This is a genomic window from Curtobacterium sp. 9128 (assembly GCF_900086645.1).
Taxonomy (GTDB): Bacteria; Actinomycetota; Actinomycetes; order Actinomycetales; family Microbacteriaceae; genus Curtobacterium.
Map to the genome: position 1 here is coordinate 1,945,988 of NZ_LT576451.1, position 18,730 is coordinate 1,964,717.

Sequence of the window (18,730 nt, forward strand, 5' to 3'; positions counted from 1 at the left end):
CGAGGGGGAACACCGTGCCGGAACTCAAGGTCTCGTACGACGTGCTCGAGAAGGTCTCGACGCAGATGACCTCGGCGGCCGGAGACTTCGCGGATGATCCGCTCGGCAGCGGCTCGGGTGCGTTCGGCGCGGCAGACGTCGAGCAGGCGTTCGCCGTCGTCCGTGCGATGCAGCAGCAGATGTCCGTGTGGCTGAGTGACACGGCGAACACGCTGTCGCAGTACGCGCACGACACGAAGTCGCACTTCCAGGACGCCGACAGGGACCTCGCAGCGAAGGCCCACAAGTGACCGCCGACCCGCTCAGTGGCCATCCGGGCTCGATCAAGCGACTCGCTCAGCAGCTCACGAACCGCTCCCGATCGATCGAGGCCGGCGCGCGGAAAGCCACGCGCGCATCCAATACGGCGGACGGCTGGTCCGGAGAATCGAAGCAGCGCTTCACAGCCACAGCCGCAACGCTTCCCGACGCCGCCACGAGGATTCGCGGACGGGTCGATGCCGCTGCAACCGTCCTGAACACGTACGCCGACCAGGTCAGGCAGATCCAGGACGAAGCGCAGCGCATCCGGATCGCGCAGAAGAACAACGCCGAGGACATCGCGCAGAACGCTTCCTCGGTCAAGAAGGCGTCGAAGGCGGCGCGTGCGGACGACGCCTCGGATTCCGATCGGGCCGCGCTCCGTCGACTCGAGAGCAGCGGCGACGACCTGTCGTCGACCCGAACCCGACTCTCCGCGCAGTGGACGGAGCTCGTTGCACGTCGGCAGTCGGCCGACCGGACCGCAGCCTCCGGGTTGAGCGGCGAAACCGTCATCGGGAACACGGTTTCCTTCGCGGCATCGATGCCCGGGATGTCCGACAAGGACTTCTTGGCCGCGCTCACCACCATGGCTCCGGAACAGCTCGCCGCGCTGCACAAGCAGATTGAATCGCGCCTCGCCACCATGGCACCCGACGTCGTCCAGGAGTGGTGGAACAGCATGGGCGGACGCGGGACGGCAGGCAAGCACTCCGCAGCGCAGGACGCGCTCATCACGGCGTTGCCTGCCACGATCGGGAACCTCAACGGAGTGGCGTACTGGGCGCGGGATCAGGCGAACCGGATCAGTGCACAGCGTGCCGAGGCGGACGCGGCGGTGAAGCTCGAGCAAGCCCGACGCGCCCGTGACGTGTCGCTCGGCGGGCCTCGCGCGCTCCAAGCGCAGATCGACCTCGACGCGGCGCAGAAGCTCTACGACGCGCTCCACAACTTCAACGCCGGCGCTCGTACCGGCTTGAACCTCGTGGATCCGCTTCCGCGTCAGATGGTGAGCTTCCACCCGGGCAGTCCCCCGCTCGGGGCCTTTGCTGTTGGAGACCTCGACCATGCGGCGAGCGTGTCGTTCCTCGTCCCAGGGATGGGAAGCTCTCTCGCAGACACCACGCAGTACATGCGGACAGGCTCGAATGTGCAGGCTGCGCAACAACGGCTCCCACCTCCGGCGCAACCAACGGCCATGGTCACGTGGATCGGCTACGAAGCACCGCCGAACGCGCTGACGACCGGCGACATCAGCGTGTTCCACCAGGGCTACGCGGAGCGCGGTGCTCCGAGCTTCGCAGGAGACCTGGCTGGACTTCGTGCCTCGAGGCCTGACGTGCAGATGAACGTCGTGGCCCATTCCTACGGATCGACGATGGCATCGCTCGCTTTGGCTGACAATCCATCTGTCGGTGTCAAGTCCTTTGTGACGCTGGGCTCCGCTGGCATCCACTCGTCTGTTCCCGACGCGCACGCGACCCACGCGGCCCACATGTACGCTGCTCAGGCCGACGAGAGGAACGACGTGGCTTGGATCGGCCGAACCTTCAGCTCACCTCATCGTGCGGACCCGACCGAGAACTTCGGAGCAACTCGAATCGCAACTGGTGGAGGATCTCCGGTGAACATCCACGATCTCTCCGCGCCGGCCGGCTCGGGTGACTTCGGCTACCTAGACAGCGGTACGCAATCGCTTGCCGCCACGGCGAGAGTGACGCTGCCGTGATCGCTTTACGGAGGAGGCCCGGTCCTGTCACTGGGGCCTTACTCGTTGCGTTGGCGCTCTCGCTCAGCGGTTGCTCGCTTACCGGAGGTCCACATATGAACGTTGACGACGCGAAACACGAGTCGGTCGTCTTCCTGAAGCAGACCATGAGCCATCTCAAAGACGTGGACTGGCCGTCGGTACCGGACCCCGTAGCGACGCGCTGCGCCGACGGAAGCAGCGGCGTCCGCTTTCAGTACCTCGTTGCCGTCGACACCGACGCTGACTCCGAGGCCCTGGCTGAGTCGCTCCAGACGTTCTGGCGAGCCCAGGGTCTCGATGTCAAACCCTCGCAGGAAGACTTCGGCCAGTACGGCGTCATGTATTCCGCGACTGCGCGTGCTTCCGCAAAGCCCTGGGGGTCGTACGAAATATCGAGCTCTGGGATCAATCTCTACGTTGACTCCCAGTGTGCCGCAGGCGACATTCGCGACTTCGAGTGAACGGCCGGGCAGGGGGGAGTCGCCGTGGTGATCGCCGTCAGTGCCGTGACCGCGGTCGCTCTGGCGGGGTGTGCCGTGGGCAGCGAGACGACGCCAACTGTTGACGAATCAAAGCGCTCAGCGCTTCGCTGCGACCAGCATCGACGCGGGATCCGTTGACGGATGACCACGGTGAACGTGCATGACATGTTCGTCAATCCGTCGGCGGACCCGGACGGGGACCATGTGTACCTCGACGCGGACGCGAACAGCTTGCTCGAGACCGCGAAGGCGACACTACGGTGAGAGAGTTGAAGCTCAACGGGTCGTTGCTCGGAAAGAGCGCCTTGTGTGCGTTCGTCATCGCCGCGGTAGTCACTCGATGCTCAACAACGGGAGGCCACGAAGCGATGCCGGTGAAAGCGGCTCGGTCTCAAGCAGAATCTGAGTTCAAGACGGTCGTCGCACTTGCGCCGGGCACATGGCCGGACGGGGTGCCCGCTCCCGTGCCGAACGATTGCACCGTCGAGGGCAGGAAGGGTGTGCAGTTCACGTGCTTCGTCGAAGCCGACGCCCCCGATGATCCGAAGCGGCTCGCGAATGACGCGAAAAAACACTGGACTGACCAGGGCTACGAACTGACGGAAACCGAGAAACACATCGACGAAGCGACCGGGGCGATCTACGCGGTCGTCGCAAAAGCCGATGGCAAGCCGAGTGCTTCGATGAGCGCGAGCAAGATCCGCGCACATGTGTACGTGAACTCGATCTGTGTGCCGGGAGACCCAGACGAGTACCGGTGAACGGCCGAGCGGGGAGAGGCGCCGTGGTGATCGCCGTTGGAGCCAAGACTGCGGGCGTTTTGGCGGGGTGCGCCGAGGGCAGCGGGACGATGCCCACTGCTGACCAAGCTCAGCGCTCAGCGCTGCAGTTGTTGCGGGAGACTGAGCAGCAGATCGACCTCGACTGGCCGGACATGCCGTCGCCGAGCGCCGAGGCGTGCAAGGGCGGGGTGCTATTCGGGTACTACGTGCCGGTCAAGTCCCAGCCCAACGCCAAGGCGCTTGCCGAGAAGCTGCAACGCTTCTGGAAATCGAAGGGTCTCGAAGTCTCGCCGTCGGAGACGGACTTCGGGGGGAACGACGGGATCCTGTATTCGGCAACCGCGGACAAGAGCGGAGCAGCGGGTGCGGCGTACCAGCTCAGCGATGCTGCGGTCGTGATCCGAATCACATTGCCTTGTGCGGAGGGCTCAGCGGACGATTACGAGGAGTGAGCCTCGCCCAGTGCCGTGAGTGCGCAGTAGCCCTCGCGCCCCGGACGCGGCCGGTGCGGCCGGTGCGGCCGACCGGCCGCCCCGGACGCGGCCGGTGCGGCCGGTGCGGCCGACCGGCCTTGGTCCGGCGCGGCTCAGCGCATCCGCGTCGACGCGATCCCGCCGTCGACGTCGATCGTGCCGCCGTTCACGAACGCCGCCTCGTCGGAAACGACCCACCGCACGGCACGAGCGATGTCCACCGGCTGCACCGGACGGCCCGCCGGGGTGCCTTGCGTCATCGCCGCCAGCACGTCCGCCGAGTCCGCGTTGCCCGGTGTCGCCGTCGCACCCGGTGCGACCGTCACGACGCGGATGCCGCGCTGCCCGTACTCTGCGGCCCACGCACGGGTCAGCTGCTCGACCGCTGCCTTTGTCGCCGGGTACAGCGCCATGAACGGCACACCGACCCGTGCCATCCACGAGCCGATGTTCACGATGTTCCCGCCGCCGAGCGACACCATCGACGGCGCAAGCGCGGCGACGAGGACGTGCGGGGCGCGGATGTTCGTCGCGAGGAGCGCCTCGACCGTGTCGTCCGCGAGCGACTCCGTGGGACCACCCGGGTACACGCCGGCGTTGTTCACGAGGACGTCCACGTGCCCGCCGAGCTGCTCGATCGCGGCGGCAGCGAGTGCCCGCACCTCGTCGGGACCGTCCGACAGATCGGCGACGAGCGGCACCGCGCGGCCGCCCTGGCGCTCGATGTCGATTGCGACGGCACGCGTGCGGGCTTCGTCGCGGCCGTGGACAGCAACGGCCATGCCTGCAGCGGCGAGTTCGCGCGCGATGGCCTCGCCGATGCCGCTCGAGGCTCCGGTCACGAGGGCGGTTCGTGTGGTTTCGTTCGCTGTTGTCGTCATGATTCGATGTTCGGCCGGATGAGGCCCCCTGAAATTGCCCCGTCCCACGAAGACCTTGCCGGATCCCGCAGGGCGGTCCCGTCGCCGTCGGTCACCCTGGGTAGGTTGGCTGACGTGGACGAGCTCACCGCCCTGCACCTCGACCGTGCCGCTTCGATCGCGTCCACGCACGCCGCCGTCCTCGGGACCGACCACCACAACGCCGCCGCACGAGCAGGGTCCGCGCACCGTGCCGACGCGCTCGGCCTCACCGTCTCCCGCGTGTTCGAGCCGACCGGTCTGTTCGACCGCCGCTACGTGCCGTCCCTGTCGGTGGTCCTCCGTGGCCGCAAGCGTTCCATCGTCGGGGACGACGATCAGGTCTGGGGCCGCGAGCGCTTCATCATCACGCCCGTGGACCTGCCCGTCGTGGCCGGGGTCGTCGACACCGCCGGCAGCGACGGCTTCGTCTCCGCCGTCTGGCGCCTCGATCCGGCAGTCGTCGGTGAGGTCGTGGCGTCGATGTCGGCGCCATCTGTACCGCCTCGCGGCGAGTTGCCCCGACTCGGCACCTGGACCGCACCGCTCGCCGACGCGTTCGCGCGACTGCTCGCGCTGCTCGACGCACCCGAGGACGTCCCGGTGCTCTTCCCGCTCGTCTCAAGGGAGATCGTGCTGCGCCTGCTGCAGACCGAGCAGGCGCCACGCATCACCGCCGCACTCGACGGTTCTGGCACGTCGGTCGTCGCCGCCGCGACCGCCCTGCTCACCGGACGGATGGCCGAGCCGTGGTCGATGGGACGCCTCGCTCGTGAACTCCGGGTCAGCGAGTCCACCCTCTTCGCGCGCTTCAAGGAAGCCACCGGCATGACCCCTGCGCAGTACCTCAAGCGGACGCGGCTCGGGGAGGCACGCCGGTTGATGATCGTCCACGGGGAAACGGCCGCCCGAGCGGCCACGGCCGTGGGGTTCCGCAGTGCGTCGCACTTCTCGCGGGACTACCGGGAGGCGTACGGGCGTCCGCCGGCGGCGGACGCAGTCGCGGCGCGGGCGCAGTTGGCGTTGGCGACGGCGGTGTAGGGGAGTCGGTCTTGGCCGGCAGAAGAGTGAGGGAACGAACACCATGCACATCACGGACATCCTCCGGAGCGAGCTGAACGAGTCGGCGACCGCCGTACCCGATCCGGAATACGGGCCGAACTTCGTCGTGGTCGACGGGATGGTCGACGTCGGCGCGTTGGCTGCACACGTCCTCGAGTTCGCGGCACACGTGGTGGACACCCACCGTGTGCCGGGTTCCGGCATCGGCTCAGGGACCCGTGCCCCCTTCCCCCACGAACTCCGCGACCACCTTCGAGCACTCGCTCAGGACGCCCGGGAGCAGTAGCGGCCGAGCTCGTTGCTCAGGGGGCGGCGGAGAGCCAGGGCTCCCTCAAGCGTGCCGGCTCGGCACGCGCCCAAGCGCTCCCACCCACAACCCGTCCCGCGCACGAGTCATCCCGACGTACAGCTCGCGGCGGTCGAGCTCACGGCGCTCGCGGGCGGCGACGGACTCGGTGTCGGGAGCGTCCGCGAGGAGCTTCGCCGGCACGTGCGGCAGCAGGACCTGCTTGAACTCGAGGCCCTTCGCACGCTTGATGGTGCCCACGCGGACCCGGTCGGAGCTCTTGCCGGCGTAGTGCTTTAGCGAGACGGACGGCACACCCGCGGCGTCGAGGACCGCCATCACCTTGTCGGCCTGCGGATTCGTCGCGGTGAGGATCCCGACGTCGCCGCGGCCGGTGCCGACGAGTCGGAGGACCTCCTCCACGCGGGCGAGCAGCGCGGCATCGTGCTCCGCACGGTCGGCGAACCGACGGACGGCAGGCGTCGGGCCGGATCGGGTGACGTCGGACACCGCATCGCCGGCACCGTCGACCCCCTCGATGTCGACGAACTGGTCGTCCGCCACCATCTGCTTCGCGAACTCGAGGATCTCTGCGGTGTTGCGATGGTTCACGTCGAGGACGACACCGCGCCCGGCCAGGCTGATGCCGACCTCGCCGAGGGTGTACCCGCCCGGGTAGATCGTCTGCTGGCCGTCGCCGATGAGGGTGAGGCCGTCCGGACGATCGCCGACCAGCGCGTGCAGGAGCGAGACCATCGCACACGATAGGTCCTGCGCCTCGTCCACGATGACGGCGTCGTAGCGGTCGAGCGGCTGCTCGCGGACGGCATCGCGGGCGAGCAGGACCACGTCCTCGAAGTCGCAGACGCCCCTGCTGCGGAGGTTCGTCGAGTACGCCTCGTACAGGTCCCAGACCGCCTGCCGGATCTCGACCGGCAGCGCGTGCTTCCGCCCGACGCGCGCCAGGTCGGCGTACTCGTCGAAGTGCGTTAGCCCACGACCCTTGATGACGTGCCCGATCTCCTCTTCCCAGTACCGGCGTGTGAAGCGCGGGGCGCGCAGTGGACTGGAGGCTCCGATCACGTTCCATGCATCGGCGAACGCGCGCCCGGCCTCCAGTCCGTCGATGCGGAACGCGACCCCGCGCTCCTGCAGGAGCTGGCTGGCGAAGGCGTGGACGTTGACGAAGTCGACGCGGTCGACCATGTCGGGCGCGAGGCGTTCGAGCAGCGACCGCAGGACGGCCGGGAGGGTGCGGATGTAGGTGGTGAAGAGGACGCGGCCGCCGGTCGCGCGTGCCAGGTACGCGGCGCGGTGGAGGCCGACGACGGTCTTGCCGGTGCCGGCAGCGCCTCGGATGCGGGCGGGGCCGTTGAAGTTGCGGCGGACGAGCTTGGCCTGGGCGGGGTCGAGGAAGGCCATCCACTCCTCGATGGGGGCGTCGAGGACGCCATCGAGGAGGCGGTCGTGGAGTTCTTCGGTGTCGATGGGTTCGGGGTCTGCCGACGATGCTGGGTCGAGTGTCGGATCAGGGTCGCGGGGGAGGACCGTGGCCGGGACGACGACCTGCGCGGTGACGGCGTCTTCCTCGCCGATGACCGGGAAGTGGGCGAGGACCGCGGCGAGGAGCTGGTCGACGCGGGACGCGCTCAGGCGGCGACCGCGCTTCGTGATGTGCGCGATGAGGTCGTGGACACCGACGACGTCCACCGAGGCGACTTCGGCGTGCACCTTCTTCTGGCCTGCCAGGGCGACGACGGCGTGGACCTCGCCTGGCGGGAGGCCGATCTCCGCGAGGGCGGCCTCGGTCTTCCACGCCAGGTCGGCGAGGTTGGCGACGTCGTCGGTGACGTCCTCTTGGCCGCGGGTGATGCGGCCGTCGTGCACGGCAACGTCGCGCCAGGCCTTCGTGTCGACGATGAAGACGCCGGCGCTGCCGACGACGACCATGTCGACCTGGGCTGTCTTGCTGCCGGGCCAGCGGCGGTCGGCGAGGAGGTGGTAGCCGATGCCGGCCAGGGGAGCGAGGACCTTCGCGGTCTCGCTCTCGGTGCGGTGGGCGATGTCGAAGCGGCTGGCGCGGGCTTCGGCTTCGTCGGCTTGGCGGCGGAGTTCGTGGGCGCGGCCTCGTTGGCGGCGGGCTTCTGTGCGTGCTGAGTCGCCGGCGATGGTCATGGTGTGGTGCCCCCTCGACCTGCGCCTCCCGCGGGCGGATGGTCATGAGCCATTCTCGTGGCTCGCCGTGGCGGACAGTAGGACCAATTCTGGGGGCCGGTAGTTCGCGTGTGCCGTTGTTCGCGTTGGCGGCGTGGGTGACCGCCGAAAGGCGGCGGTTGGTCAGAAGACACCGGTACCGACTCCGGGTTCGGACGGAGGGCGTTATTCGCAGCCGACTCCATCGCCATCTCGGTCGAGCTTCCGGGAGTATCCCGGGTCTCCGGTCCGGACTGGGGCTGCGCCGGCAGCGCGAGCGGCGTCGCAGTTCGCGTAGTACACAGATCCTGCAGCCTGAGCTGGTTGCTGGGCCGCAGCCGCCTGAGCCTGCGCGGCTGCATCGGCGGCGGCTTGCGCCGCTGCTGCGTCCGCAGCTGCCTTCGCGTCCGCGGCAGCTTGCGCCGCCGCCGCATCTGCTGCTGCCTTCGCGTCTGCCGCTGCTTGCGCTGCAGACGCCTCCTCTGCAGCTTTCTGAGCTTCGACTTCCGCTGCAGCCGATGCCGATGCGGAAGCCGCAGCAGCGGAAGCCGACGAGCTCGCCGTAAGGAGGCCCGCCGCGCTTCCAGCTGCCCCGGTCACGTCCGCAGAACTGCAAGCACTGACTGCGACCACGAGGGCTATGGCGCCCCCGAATGTGAAAGCGACTCGACGAAGCTTCGATGGGGTGCTCATACCAGGTGCTCCAATATCTGAGGAAGGTTCCATTCTCGTGATCTGATCCCATCGAGTCGATGCCCCGTTCGTGGGGTTGCGTCTTCACGCAGCTCCTCGGTGGTTGCGTTGTCGCCGCTCAGAGCTGCGTCGGGTCCGAGTCCCGACGTCGAGAGAGTTGTTCGTCACGTGAGCGTTCTCGAGCGAGCTGCTAGCGTGCGGACATGGCAGATGAGGGACTTCGCGACGAACTACGCGAGTTCGTCACCGAACGTGACTGGGCACAGTTCCATTCACCGGAGAACCTCGCGAAGAGCATCTCGATCGAGGCAGCTGAGCTCCTTGAATGTTTCCAGTGGTCGGCGGACGCGGACGACAGCAGAGTGCATGCGGAGCTCGCCGACGTCCTGACCTACTGTCTTCTGCTCGCCGATCGGCTGGGCGTCGAACCGGTCGATCTCGTCCGAGCGAAGCTCGCTGTGACCAGGGAGAAATACCCGATCGACAAAGCCCGAGGACGAAGCACCAAGTATGACCAGCTTTGACATCGAGAAGTGGCCGTTCAGCGAGGCTCACCTCCGGTTGTGGCGTGAAAGAGACTCCCGGTTCTTGAACTGGCCGGTCGTCTACATCCTCGATGACGGGAAACGGGTGTACGTCGGCGAGACGCTCAACACCGCGGCAAGGATGCGCCAGCACCTGGATTCGGAAGAACGGCGCTCGTTGAAGGCCGTTCGCCTGGTGCTCGACAGCACGTTCAACAAGTCCGTGTGCCTCGATCTCGAGTCTCAGCTCATCGGCTTGTTCGCTGGCGACGACAAGTACACCGTGCTCAACAGCAACAAGGGCATCGTGAACGCGGACTACTACGATCGAGAGCGTTACCGAAAGACATTCGATGCGGTCTTCGACGCCCTGAGATCGCAGGAGCTCTTCACACGGAGCATCGCGGATATCGAGAACAGCGAGCTGTACAAGCTCTCTCCGTTCAAAGCTCTCAACCGGGATCAAGCGGTGGTCACGGAAGACATCCTCGAGGGATTGTTCGACGACCTCGAATCAGGCGCGAACAGCACGATCGTCGTTCAAGGAGACCCGGGTACCGGGAAGACGATCGTCGCTGTCTATCTCCTCAAGTTGCTCCGCGACATCGCTGATGGCGTAGGGATCGACGAGATCGACGGCGACTCGATGTTCTCGGACTACTTCACCGACGGGCACCGCGAGCTCCTCGACGGCTTCCGAGTGGGATTGGTGGTGCCACAGCAGGCGTTGCGTACCTCGCTGAAGCGTGTGTTCATGAAGACCCCAGGTCTCGACAAGTCGATGGTCCTCAGCCCGTTCGAGGTCGGCAAGAGCGAGGAGCGATGGGACTTGCTGGTCGTGGATGAGTCTCACCGGTTGAACCATCGAGCGAACCAGGCGTCAGGTCCCCAGAACAAGAGCTTTGGCGAGATCAACGAGAGACTCTTCGGGGTAGATGCTGACCACTACACGCAGGTGGATTGGATCAAGCACCAGAGCGCCCATCAAGTGTTCCTCCTCGACTCAGAGCAGAGCGTGCGGCCAGCTGACTTGCCCCAAACGCTTCAAGCGGACTTGGTGCGCAAGGCGCGCGGCCTCCATCGGCACTACCGACTCTTCACACAGATGCGGGTTCAGGGTGGCGCTGACTACGTCTCCTATGTCCGTTCGATAATGCGCGGCGAAACCCCTGGGGTGAAGTCATTCGGTGACTACGAATTGAGGATGTACGACGATCTCGGTGCGATGCACGACGCGATCCGTGCGAAGGACGATGAAGTTGGGCTCTCCCGTCTCGTCGCTGGATACGCATGGGAGTGGAAGAGCAAGCGTGATCGATCTGCGATCGACATAGAGATCGACGGGCGTCGGCTGCAGTGGAACCAGACGCAGACCGACTGGATCACGTCCACCGGAGCGGTCGACCAAGTGGGCTCGATCCACACGGTCCAGGGGTACGACCTCAACTACGTCGGAGTGATCATCGGTCCGGACCTCCGTTTCGACGTGATCGCTCGGCGGATCGTCTTCGACCGATCGAACTACTTCGACAAGAAGGGAATGGAGAACAACCCCCGCCTCGGTATCACCTACACCGACGAAGACGTCCGACGCTTCGTCACGAACGCGTACTCGGTGCTCCTCACGCGAGGTGTCAGGGGGACCTTCGTTCACGTCGTCGACCCCGAACTCCGCCGGCACCTCCGACAGTTCTTCTGACGATCGGTGTCGCCGGGAGAGAACTCACCCGACGCTGGATCCCCTGACTCGTTATCCTGTCGACCGTTAGCAAAGCGGTCGATAGGGGAAACGTGCGGATCTTCTGGGTCAACCAGGGACAGACGTTCGACGAAGAACGACGAGCTCGAGTCCTGTGGGCCCCGAAGCGCTCCCGGAGAGGTCCCGGCCAGACCGCGGGAACCAGTCGCGCGCACTGGGACCGCTTGCTCGAAGCGACCGCCGGTGACGTGGTCTTCCATTATTCACGCGGTGCTGTCCGTGCGTGGAGCACCGTCCTGGCACCCGCGTTCGAAGGGCCACCACCTTTCGAGGACCCAGCGAGGAGATGGTCCGCTGACGGCCGAGTGTTGCGAGTCGAGATACAAGAGCTCGACCGCCCGATCGCCCTCGACGAGATCCCCTTCGAACTCCGAACGGAAACTGACACTACCGCCTGGCCGTTCTCGCGACGGGGTGCGGTGAAGCAGGTCTACCTCACCGAGATCGGAGGGGCGCTGTCGACCTGGCTCCTCACGCAAGCCGGTCTTCGCGCCGACGCCGCACAGCTTCAGGCCTGGCCCGATGACGACGACGCCGTCGAGCACTTCACGTACCGCGGGGATCGACAAGTCGTGGTGAACGCGCGCGGGGAGCAGTCGGCACTTCGCAGGTACCTGTTTGGTGATGTGCTCTTCGCGACCTGCGCTCTCTGCGGTCGTGACCTTCCCGTCGCGATGCTCGTGACAGCGCACATCAAACGACGCGCGGACACATCGCGGTCCGAGAGAGCGCGAAGAGACACTGTCATGCCGGCCTGTCTGATCGGCTGCGACTCGCTTTTCGAACTCGGATACGTCGTCGTCGCCAAAGGCGGTCTGATCGAACGTGGTCCACGCCGCGCGCCGATGACCGAGGACCTCACGCTCGCCGTGAACGCTCTCGTCGGGCGAACCTGCGGCGCGTGGGATGAGTTCACTGAACGGTACTTCGCGCACCACCGGCGGTTCCAGCGTGCAATCAATCGCCGCTACGGGCTCGGCTGACCCGCTGAGACGATACGCACCGCCGGAAGGTCGGGCGGCGCCCACCGGAGAAGATGGAGCTCCGACGGTGTCACCCAACGCAGCTCGTCGTGGTCGGTGCTGCGTTTCGGGCCTTCGCTGTCGAATGCGACGCGGTAGCACGCGAGGTCGATCCGGGCGCTGCCGACGGCGGTCGTGTCTCGGGTGATCAGCGCTCCGATCTGTGACTCGATGTCGAGCTCCTCGCGCAACTCACGTGCGAGGGCACCCCGCGGCTCTTCGCCCCTCTCGACCTTTCCACCTGGGAACTCCCAATACCCAGCGGATGCTCGCCCCGGCGAGCGACGGCAGACGAACACCGATCCGTCGTCGCGCGTGAGGACAGCGGCAACCACCTCGATGTTCGGCATGCCCTCTGTCTACAGGATCAGAGCCGTCCGGTGATCATCGCCCAACGATCGAGGGCCTCCTCGACCAAGTCGGCTGCCAAACCGACGTCCTCGTGCTCCCACACTCGGATGACACGCCACCCCTCCGAGATAAGGATCGCCTCGTTGAACGCGTCACGCTGTCGGTTCGCCAAGAGCTTGGAGCGCCAGAGGGCGGCGTTGGCCTTCGGGAGGTGCGCATGCTCCACACACCAGTGCCAAAAGCACCCATCGACGAACACGGCGATCCGCGCCCGAGGGAACGCGATGTCGGGTCGAACGCGTGAGCACGGGCTCACCCGGCGATCCACGAAGAACCGTCGGCCGCGACCATGGAGCTCTCGACGAAGGGCGAGCTCTGGCGCGGTGTCCCGCCGACTGAACCGACCCATGTGCCGACGCCGTGCATCATCCGCCTCCCAGACCTGCATCCGACGACGCTAGACGTCTGCGCGCTTCGGACTGTGCACGGCGGCGGAGCCGTGCGCCGAGGGCAACGCAAAGAGCTTGTGGAGGAGTGAGCCCTGATCGCACTCGTGCCCACGCCAAGCACCCCGAGCACTGCCACTCGGTCATCAGCCGGCAAGTCGCGCAACGTGACCGCCACCTCCCCGCAGTACCTCCCCGCCTACGCCATCTGCACCGTGAGCGCGCCCGCCGGCCTCGGCTGCCCACCCGCCTCAAGCAGCGGCAATCCGGCAAAGCGCTCCCGCGAGTGCTCCAACCGGGTCATGGCCTCGGCAGCGTCGGGTCGGTTGCGATCGGGAACAGCCAGCGCCGCGATGGCAGACGGGTGTGCGCCTGGAGCAGCGACTCCGTCGAGCACGACGTCATCGCGGACGAACGACCCCAGCCGCGCCCACGAATGATCCGTCAGCGCGGGATCACCCACGTACACGTCGTCCACACCGGCGTCGACGAGCGCCACCGCCTGGAACAGCGGCGGCACGTTCCGATGTGCCTCGACAGTCGGCAGTCCTTCGCCGAGCCAGTTCGGTGAGCTCGTGAGCGTGTGGACCGAGAGCAGGCCATCCGCGAGCGCAGCATTGAGCATGGCGACGTACTGCTGCGAGTGGTCCCCACTGAGCTGCGGCACGTGGTCGGTCGCACGGTCGAGCAGCGCGGCCGGTGCACGCTCGGAGGCACGACGCCGCGCGGCCCAGCTGGTTCCAACGAAGCAGCAGCGTGGTGAAGTGGACTGCGGACGTGAGCGTTGGGCTGCCCCCCTCCCCACTTCTCGTTGTTGGTCGAGGCGTCGATGCCATCGCCCTGGTGGGCTGTTGGTTCATAGGTAACGTTCTAGTGGTGTGGCCGGTTGTGGCAGCTCACTACGATCGGGAGCGTGATGAACGATGTGACGCCCGGCCGCTACCGCCACTTCAAGGGCGGCGACTACGAGGTCCTGTTCATCGCCTTAGACACAGAGACCGAGGAGCCCGTCGTCGTGTACCAGGCCCTCTACGGGGAGCGCGGGCACTGGGTTCGGTCACTCGCCGACTTCACCGCGCACGTGACCCGCGGTGACTACGACGGCCCGCGATTCAGCCGTATCGAACCGCACCGGACCTGACCGCCCGGATCAACCCGGTCCTCCAATCCGCGCCCAGACCGCGTCTATCGCGCGGACGTCAGCGCCTCCACGAGCGGACCGACCGCCTCCTCCGACCGCCCGACCACCACGATGTCGCGATTGACCCGCGGCCGGAGCCGTGACCGCTCCGCGTCACCTGTGAGCGTGGACTCCGGCACGACTGCGAACCCGAACCCGGCTGAGGCGAGCGCAGCAGCGGCGGCGGGGGAGCCGACGGTCGTCGTGACGACGGGCACAAGCCCACGCTCGACGAACAGCGCGGCGAGCCAGCTCCCGTAACCCGTGTCGCCGGAGATCCCGATGAGCGGGCCGGTCGCCACGGTCTCGAGGGTCGCGTCCGTGTCCGGCGAGCCGACGACGACGATCTCCTCCGTTCCGACCTCCCGAACGACGAGGTCGGGAGCGTCCACCGGTCCGGGCACGATCGCAACGTCCTGCGTCCCATGACGGACCTCGTCCACCATCCCGAGTGCGCTCGAGCCCTCACTGAGCTCGGGAAGCGGGCCGCCCAGGGCACGGAGTGCCGGCACCACGAACGGCACCGTGAACGTCTGTGCCACGACGAGTCGGATCGGTGCTGAGCCCCGCGCTGCTTCCTCGGCCCGGAATGCGGCGTCGAGGGCATCACGTGCCAGAGGAGCGAACGCCCGACCGGCGGGTGTCAGGGTCGCACCACGACGTCCTCGGTCGAACACAGCGACGCCGAGGTCCCGCTCCAGGCTCGACACCTGGTGTGAGACGGCGGGCTGCGTGAGGTGCAGCTTTCGAGCGGCGCGGGAGATAGAGCCGGCCTCGACGACGGACAGGAAGACCTCGAACGCTCGGAGGTTGGGCATAGAAGCATTCTATGGAAAAGAGATAAAACATCGATCGATGTTCGGGACTGACGAGCGGTACGGGCAGGTTGCAACCACCAAGCAGCGACCGCTGCGCACCAGAACGGAAGGAATCGACATGACCAAGCGCATCCTCATCATCGGCGGCGGGTCCGGCATCGGGCGCGCCCTCGCGAGCGAGCTCTCGATCCGCGGCGACGACGTGCTCATCGGCGCGCGCGACACCGCGCGGACGGCAGCGGACTTTCCGGACCTCGACGTGGTGCACGCCGATCTCGGCGATGAGGCCTCGATCGCCGCTCTCGCCGAAGCGGGCTCGTTCGACGCGGTCGTCTCCCTCGCTGCGGCGCACGCCAACGGCCCCGTCGGCGCGCTCGACCGCCAGGCTGTGGAGGGTGCGTTCGGCGCCAAGGTCGTCGGGTCGATCCTGCTCGCGAAGCACCTCGCCCCGGTGATGCGACCCGGCGGCGTCTTCGTGCTCTTCTCGGGCGTCGCAGCGTGGAAGCCGGCACCGGGACTCGCAGTGATGGCGACGACGAACGGTGCGGTGTCGTTCCTGGTCGAGGCGCTCGCGGTCGAGCTCGCTCCGCTGCGCGCGGTGGCCGTCTCTCCGGGGATCATCGACTCCGGCGCGTGGGACGGCATGGGCGACGACGCCAAGCGGCAGATGTTCGAAAAGACGGCAGGAGCGAACCCGGTGGGCCGCGTCGGATCGCCGGCCGACGTCGTGTCGGCTGTTCTGCTGGCGATCGACAACACGTTCGTCACCGGGACCACGCTGCACGTCGACGGCGGCGGCCGCCTGGGGTGAGCCGCCGGGGTCGTGCGGTGCCTGCCGGGGGTGGGGCGAGCCTCCCGGTCGGCCAGCGCCGCCGCGCGGACTGGACCGAGTGGATCAGCCGCGGGCTGCTTGAGAGGGATGCCGAACTCGGGACGGACGCGGTTGCAGCGCCCGAACCGGAGCGGGTCGAGCCCGCGGTCGGCGCGGTCGATGACGGACCCCACGCCGGGCCGCAGCGACTGCCCGCCCTCGGCGACATCCGCCCTACCGCACGTACAACGTCGCCGGCTTCCCCGGCCCCTCCGCAGCCTTGGCGTCCGTCGCCGTCAACAGCGGCACCATCGCCCGCCGGAACGAGTCCGGCAGCAGCCGCTCACCGAGGACGGCCTCGTGCAGCCCCCGGAGCGCCGACATGGTGAACGGCGAGGGCAGGAGCCCGTGCCGGTCCGGCGCCCCACGATGATCGGCACGGAGCCGATCGACCGCGAACCCGAGGATGTCGTCGTGCCCGTGCACCATGCCCGTCGCCTCGCCGATCGGCACGAGTCGCGCGTCGTCCCCGAGGTCGAGTGACGCCGCAGGCACCACGTCGAGGTGCGCCACGGACAACACCCACCCGCGGTCGTCCCGCGAGGGATCGTCGAACACGTGCAACTGCCTCGGCGCGAGCCCGGTCACGCCCGCCTTGTCGCGCAGCGACCGCAGGACGGCGTCCGCGAGCCGCTCACTCTCGTGCACGAACGTCCCCGGCAGTCGCCAGTCTCCGTCTGTCTGGTCCCGGACCTGTACGACCGATAGCGCCCCGCCGACCGGAACGGTGAGCACAGCGGTGTCGACCGCGACGGAGGGTCGCGGGTAGTCGGACAGGCGCTTGCCGTTCGCGTCGCGGTACTCGGTCACGGCACGAGTTTACGCATGCTTGCGCAAACCTGTCGAACGGTGCATGCTGGGTTTACGCGAACCTGCGTAAACCTGGAGGGGCCATGACGCACACCACTGACCGAGCCATCGGCGCAGTCCTCGGATCCGCTGTGGGCGACGCGCTCGGCGCCGGCTACGAGTTCCAGCCACCCGTCCCGGAACCGACGCCCATCCGTATGAAGGGCGGCGGCACGTTCAACTGGGCACCGGGGGAGTGGACCGACGACACGAGCATGGCCGTCCCGATCCTGCGCACCGCCGCTCGCGGCGGCTCGTTCGCAGACGACGCGGCGCTCGACGGGCTCGTCGCGGCCTGGGCGGACTGGGCGCGGACCGCGCCGGACGTCGGCATCCAGACGCGGAGTGTCCTGGGCGGACTGGAGGCTCGGACCGCGTCCGCCTCGCGGGCGTCGGCCCGGCGGGTCCACGACCAGAGCGGTCGTTCCGCTGGCAATGGATCGCTGATGCGGACGACGCCACTGGTCCTGGCGTACCTGGACCCTGCGGAGGACACCGACCGCCGGCTCGCTGACGCTGCCCGGGCGGTCAGCGACCTGTCCCACTACGAGGCCGATGCCGGCGATGCGTGCGTGCTCTGGTGCGTCGCGATCCGGCACGCCGTCCTGACGGGCTCGCTCGACGTTCGGCGTGGACTCGACCAGCTGCCGATGGACCGTCGGCGGGTGTGGGCTGAGCGACTGTCCGCTGCAGAGGCCCTGCATCCCGTCGACTTCACCGCGACGAACGGCTGGGTCGTGTCCGCGCTGCAGGCTGCGTACGCCGCGGTGCTCCGGAGCGATTCGCTCGAGGGGGCGCTCGTCGCAGCGGTCCGGTCGGGCAACGACACCGACACGGTGGCGGCGATCGCCGGGGGACTCGCCGGGGCGCTGTACGGCGGGTCTGCGCTGCCGGGTGACTGGCGGGAGCTGCTGCACGGCTGGCCGGGGCTCCGAGCGGACGACCTCGTCGCGCTGAGCTCGCAGGCCCTGCGGGTCCGAGCGGCCTGATCTCGGCGGTGTTCTCGGCGGTGTCGGAGGCTTCGATGGGGGGAGCCTCCGGCGCCGCCGTACACGTGGATAGGCTGCGGGTGATGGTCGAACTGGTGGAGCACCGAGCGGAGTGGGGCGCGCTGTTCCGTTCGGAGGCCGATCGGCTCGCTTCCGCGCTGGGCCCGGCCGTCACCGCGATCGAGCACATCGGGAGCACCGCGGTCCCCGGGCTCGTGGCGAAGCCGATCATCGACCTCGCGGCTCGTGCTGCCGCGGGCGTCGACCCGTTCACGCTGTCGTCCTTCGTCGCGCCGCTCGGGTACGAGCAGCACCGTCGCGGCCCGAAGAACCACGGTGTCTACGTCCGCTCGACAGGGGAGCGGCGGAAGCACATCCTGCACCTGTTCGCCGCAGACGAGTGGGAGACCTGCAACCAGCGGCTCTTCCGCGACGCACTACTCCGGGATCCCGCGGCTCGAGCGCGGTACGGGGAGCTGAAGCGAGTGCTCGCCGGAGCCGACGACGGGCGGGACTACACAGCGGGGAAGCGGGACCTCGTGGAGGAGGTCCTCAACGTCGAGCGTGCACGACGAGGCCTACCGCCGACGTCGGCCTGGGACAAGTGAGCGTCGGAGTCACTCGATGTCGTTGTAGTAGTCGTCGATGTTGCCCGAGCCGCACATCGACTCCACGGTGATGATCATGCGGCTCGTGGTTGCCGAGAACTCGATCGTGCGGACGATGTGATCCTGGGAACGGACCCGATGCAGGATCTTGCCGTCCGCGCGTTCGACGTTCTGCGTCCACGTGGGCAGCCCTTTGTCTCGCCAGGACCGGCCGACTCGTTCCATGACGGCTTTCGGGTTGTCCACCGCGCCTTCGGAGATTTGATCCCACGAGAACGAGACCCCGGTGAACCCACGCGGCCTCGGGCACTCGTCGGGAGAGGGGCCGTTGCTCATGCTGGTCCACTCGCCCCCGGCGACGTCCATCGTGTCGCGGACCAAGGCCTGCATCTG

The 18,730-nt window shown here is 67.6% G+C and carries 24 protein-coding genes; 15 read left to right on the top strand and 9 right to left on the bottom strand.

The window, feature by feature from the left end; translation table 11 throughout:
• Window positions 1–14 precede the first annotated feature (14 nt).
• The 6 genes from QK288_RS09375 to QK288_RS09400 all read left to right on the top strand — a co-directional run bounded on the left by QK288_RS09375 (window position 15) and on the right by QK288_RS09400 (window position 3,766).
• Window positions 15–290: a hypothetical protein gene (locus tag QK288_RS09375; RefSeq protein ID WP_281267525.1), complete on the top strand. Its 276-nt coding sequence runs from the start codon at window positions 15–17 to the stop codon at window positions 288–290.
• Window positions 287–2,029 carry an alpha/beta hydrolase gene (locus tag QK288_RS09380; RefSeq protein WP_281267526.1) on the top strand — a complete coding sequence of 581 codons (1,743 nt, stop codon included), beginning with the start codon at window positions 287–289 and terminating at the stop codon, window positions 2,027–2,029. Before QK288_RS09375 ends, QK288_RS09380 begins: the two co-directional genes overlap by 4 nt.
• A gap of 95 nt (window positions 2,030–2,124) precedes the next feature.
• Entirely contained in the window at window positions 2,125–2,511 is a 387-nt protein-coding gene (locus QK288_RS09385; RefSeq protein WP_281267527.1) for a hypothetical protein, read from the top strand.
• A 162-nt stretch (window positions 2,512–2,673) separates the two neighbouring features.
• The gene (locus QK288_RS09390; RefSeq protein WP_281267528.1) at window positions 2,674–2,796 is read left to right on the top strand and encodes a hypothetical protein; all 123 of its coding nucleotides are present in this window, start codon (window positions 2,674–2,676) and stop codon (window positions 2,794–2,796) included.
• A gap of 5 nt (window positions 2,797–2,801) precedes the next feature.
• A complete protein-coding gene (locus QK288_RS09395) occupies window positions 2,802–3,293 on the top strand; it encodes a hypothetical protein (RefSeq protein WP_281267529.1) in 492 nt (163 codons plus the stop codon).
• 23 nt (window positions 3,294–3,316) lie between these two features.
• Window positions 3,317–3,766 carry a hypothetical protein gene (locus tag QK288_RS09400; RefSeq protein ID WP_281267530.1) on the top strand — a complete coding sequence of 150 codons (450 nt, stop codon included), beginning with the start codon at window positions 3,317–3,319 and terminating at the stop codon, window positions 3,764–3,766.
• 134 nt (window positions 3,767–3,900) lie between these two features.
• Here QK288_RS09400 and QK288_RS09405 read toward each other — a convergent pair whose 3' ends face one another.
• Window positions 3,901–4,668, bottom strand: a complete 768-nt coding sequence (locus QK288_RS09405; protein WP_281267531.1) for an SDR family oxidoreductase — start codon at window positions 4,666–4,668, stop codon at window positions 3,901–3,903.
• Between the two features lie 114 nt (window positions 4,669–4,782).
• Between QK288_RS09405 and QK288_RS09410 the strand changes: the two genes are divergently transcribed.
• Together QK288_RS09410 and QK288_RS09415 are read left to right on the top strand one after the other, a co-directional pair.
• Window positions 4,783–5,727, top strand: a complete 945-nt coding sequence (locus QK288_RS09410; RefSeq protein WP_281267532.1) for an AraC family transcriptional regulator — start codon at window positions 4,783–4,785, stop codon at window positions 5,725–5,727.
• Between the two features lie 43 nt (window positions 5,728–5,770).
• On the top strand, window positions 5,771–6,034 hold the full coding sequence (locus QK288_RS09415) for a hypothetical protein (RefSeq protein ID WP_281267533.1): 264 nt from the start codon (window positions 5,771–5,773) through the stop codon (window positions 6,032–6,034).
• A 45-nt stretch (window positions 6,035–6,079) separates the two neighbouring features.
• Here QK288_RS09415 and QK288_RS09420 read toward each other — a convergent pair whose 3' ends face one another.
• Both QK288_RS09420 and QK288_RS09425 read right to left on the bottom strand, forming a co-directional pair.
• The gene (locus QK288_RS09420; protein WP_281267534.1) at window positions 6,080–8,209 is read right to left on the bottom strand and encodes a UvrD-helicase domain-containing protein; all 2,130 of its coding nucleotides are present in this window, start codon (window positions 8,207–8,209) and stop codon (window positions 6,080–6,082) included.
• 204 nt (window positions 8,210–8,413) lie between these two features.
• Window positions 8,414–8,953: an excalibur calcium-binding domain-containing protein gene (locus QK288_RS09425; protein WP_348639043.1), complete on the bottom strand. Its 540-nt coding sequence runs from the start codon at window positions 8,951–8,953 to the stop codon at window positions 8,414–8,416.
• Between the two features lie 170 nt (window positions 8,954–9,123).
• On the opposite strand from QK288_RS09425, the gene QK288_RS09430 reads away from it, so the two are divergent.
• From QK288_RS09430 to QK288_RS09440, 3 genes are all read left to right on the top strand, one after another.
• The gene (locus QK288_RS09430; protein WP_281267536.1) at window positions 9,124–9,444 is read left to right on the top strand and encodes a nucleotide pyrophosphohydrolase; all 321 of its coding nucleotides are present in this window, start codon (window positions 9,124–9,126) and stop codon (window positions 9,442–9,444) included.
• Window positions 9,431–11,143, top strand: coding sequence for a DUF2075 domain-containing protein (locus tag QK288_RS09435; protein ID WP_281267537.1), 1,713 nt, complete (start codon window positions 9,431–9,433; stop codon window positions 11,141–11,143). The genes QK288_RS09430 and QK288_RS09435 overlap by 14 nt, the downstream gene beginning before the upstream one ends.
• Window positions 11,144–11,367: 224 nt before the next feature.
• A complete protein-coding gene (locus QK288_RS09440; RefSeq protein WP_281267538.1) occupies window positions 11,368–12,186 on the top strand; it encodes a hypothetical protein in 819 nt (272 codons plus the stop codon).
• On the opposite strand, the gene QK288_RS09445 is transcribed toward QK288_RS09440, so the two are convergent.
• The 3 genes from QK288_RS09445 to QK288_RS09455 all read right to left on the bottom strand — a co-directional run bounded on the left by QK288_RS09445 (window position 12,171) and on the right by QK288_RS09455 (window position 13,689).
• Window positions 12,171–12,575, bottom strand: a complete 405-nt coding sequence (locus QK288_RS09445) for a (deoxy)nucleoside triphosphate pyrophosphohydrolase (protein ID WP_281267539.1) — start codon at window positions 12,573–12,575, stop codon at window positions 12,171–12,173. The two genes, QK288_RS09440 and QK288_RS09445, sit on opposite strands and share 16 nt — an antisense overlap.
• Window positions 12,576–12,592: 17 nt before the next feature.
• Window positions 12,593–13,024: a very short patch repair endonuclease gene (locus tag QK288_RS09450; RefSeq protein WP_281267540.1), complete on the bottom strand. Its 432-nt coding sequence runs from the start codon at window positions 13,022–13,024 to the stop codon at window positions 12,593–12,595.
• Window positions 13,025–13,221: 197 nt separating this feature from the next.
• A complete protein-coding gene (locus tag QK288_RS09455) occupies window positions 13,222–13,689 on the bottom strand; it encodes a MupG family TIM beta-alpha barrel fold protein (protein ID WP_281267541.1) in 468 nt (155 codons plus the stop codon).
• Window positions 13,690–13,938: 249 nt separating this feature from the next.
• Here QK288_RS09455 and QK288_RS09460 point away from each other — a divergent pair, with 249 nt between their 5' ends.
• Window positions 13,939–14,163, top strand: coding sequence for a DUF1653 domain-containing protein (locus tag QK288_RS09460; RefSeq protein WP_281267565.1), 225 nt, complete (start codon window positions 13,939–13,941; stop codon window positions 14,161–14,163).
• Window positions 14,164–14,207: 44 nt separating this feature from the next.
• Here the strand turns inward: QK288_RS09460 and QK288_RS09465 are convergent, their stop codons facing one another.
• On the bottom strand, window positions 14,208–15,020 hold the full coding sequence (locus QK288_RS09465; RefSeq protein ID WP_281267542.1) for a LysR family transcriptional regulator: 813 nt from the start codon (window positions 15,018–15,020) through the stop codon (window positions 14,208–14,210).
• A 118-nt stretch (window positions 15,021–15,138) separates the two neighbouring features.
• On the opposite strand from QK288_RS09465, the gene QK288_RS09470 reads away from it, so the two are divergent.
• Window positions 15,139–15,831 carry an SDR family oxidoreductase gene (locus tag QK288_RS09470; RefSeq protein ID WP_281267543.1) on the top strand — a complete coding sequence of 231 codons (693 nt, stop codon included), beginning with the start codon at window positions 15,139–15,141 and terminating at the stop codon, window positions 15,829–15,831.
• 234 nt (window positions 15,832–16,065) lie between these two features.
• Here QK288_RS09470 and QK288_RS09475 read toward each other — a convergent pair whose 3' ends face one another.
• On the bottom strand, window positions 16,066–16,701 hold the full coding sequence (locus QK288_RS09475; protein WP_281267544.1) for an NUDIX domain-containing protein: 636 nt from the start codon (window positions 16,699–16,701) through the stop codon (window positions 16,066–16,068).
• A gap of 83 nt (window positions 16,702–16,784) precedes the next feature.
• Between QK288_RS09475 and QK288_RS09480 the strand changes: the two genes are divergently transcribed.
• Together QK288_RS09480 and QK288_RS09485 are read left to right on the top strand one after the other, a co-directional pair.
• The gene (locus tag QK288_RS09480; protein WP_281267545.1) at window positions 16,785–17,729 is read left to right on the top strand and encodes an ADP-ribosylglycohydrolase family protein; all 945 of its coding nucleotides are present in this window, start codon (window positions 16,785–16,787) and stop codon (window positions 17,727–17,729) included.
• A gap of 83 nt (window positions 17,730–17,812) precedes the next feature.
• Complete coding sequence (locus QK288_RS09485; RefSeq protein WP_281267546.1) at window positions 17,813–18,337, top strand: GrpB family protein; 525 nt, start codon at window positions 17,813–17,815, stop codon at window positions 18,335–18,337.
• 9 nt (window positions 18,338–18,346) lie between these two features.
• Here QK288_RS09485 and QK288_RS09490 read toward each other — a convergent pair whose 3' ends face one another.
• Window positions 18,347–18,718: a hypothetical protein gene (locus QK288_RS09490; protein ID WP_281267547.1), complete on the bottom strand. Its 372-nt coding sequence runs from the start codon at window positions 18,716–18,718 to the stop codon at window positions 18,347–18,349.
• Window positions 18,719–18,730 lie beyond the last annotated feature (12 nt).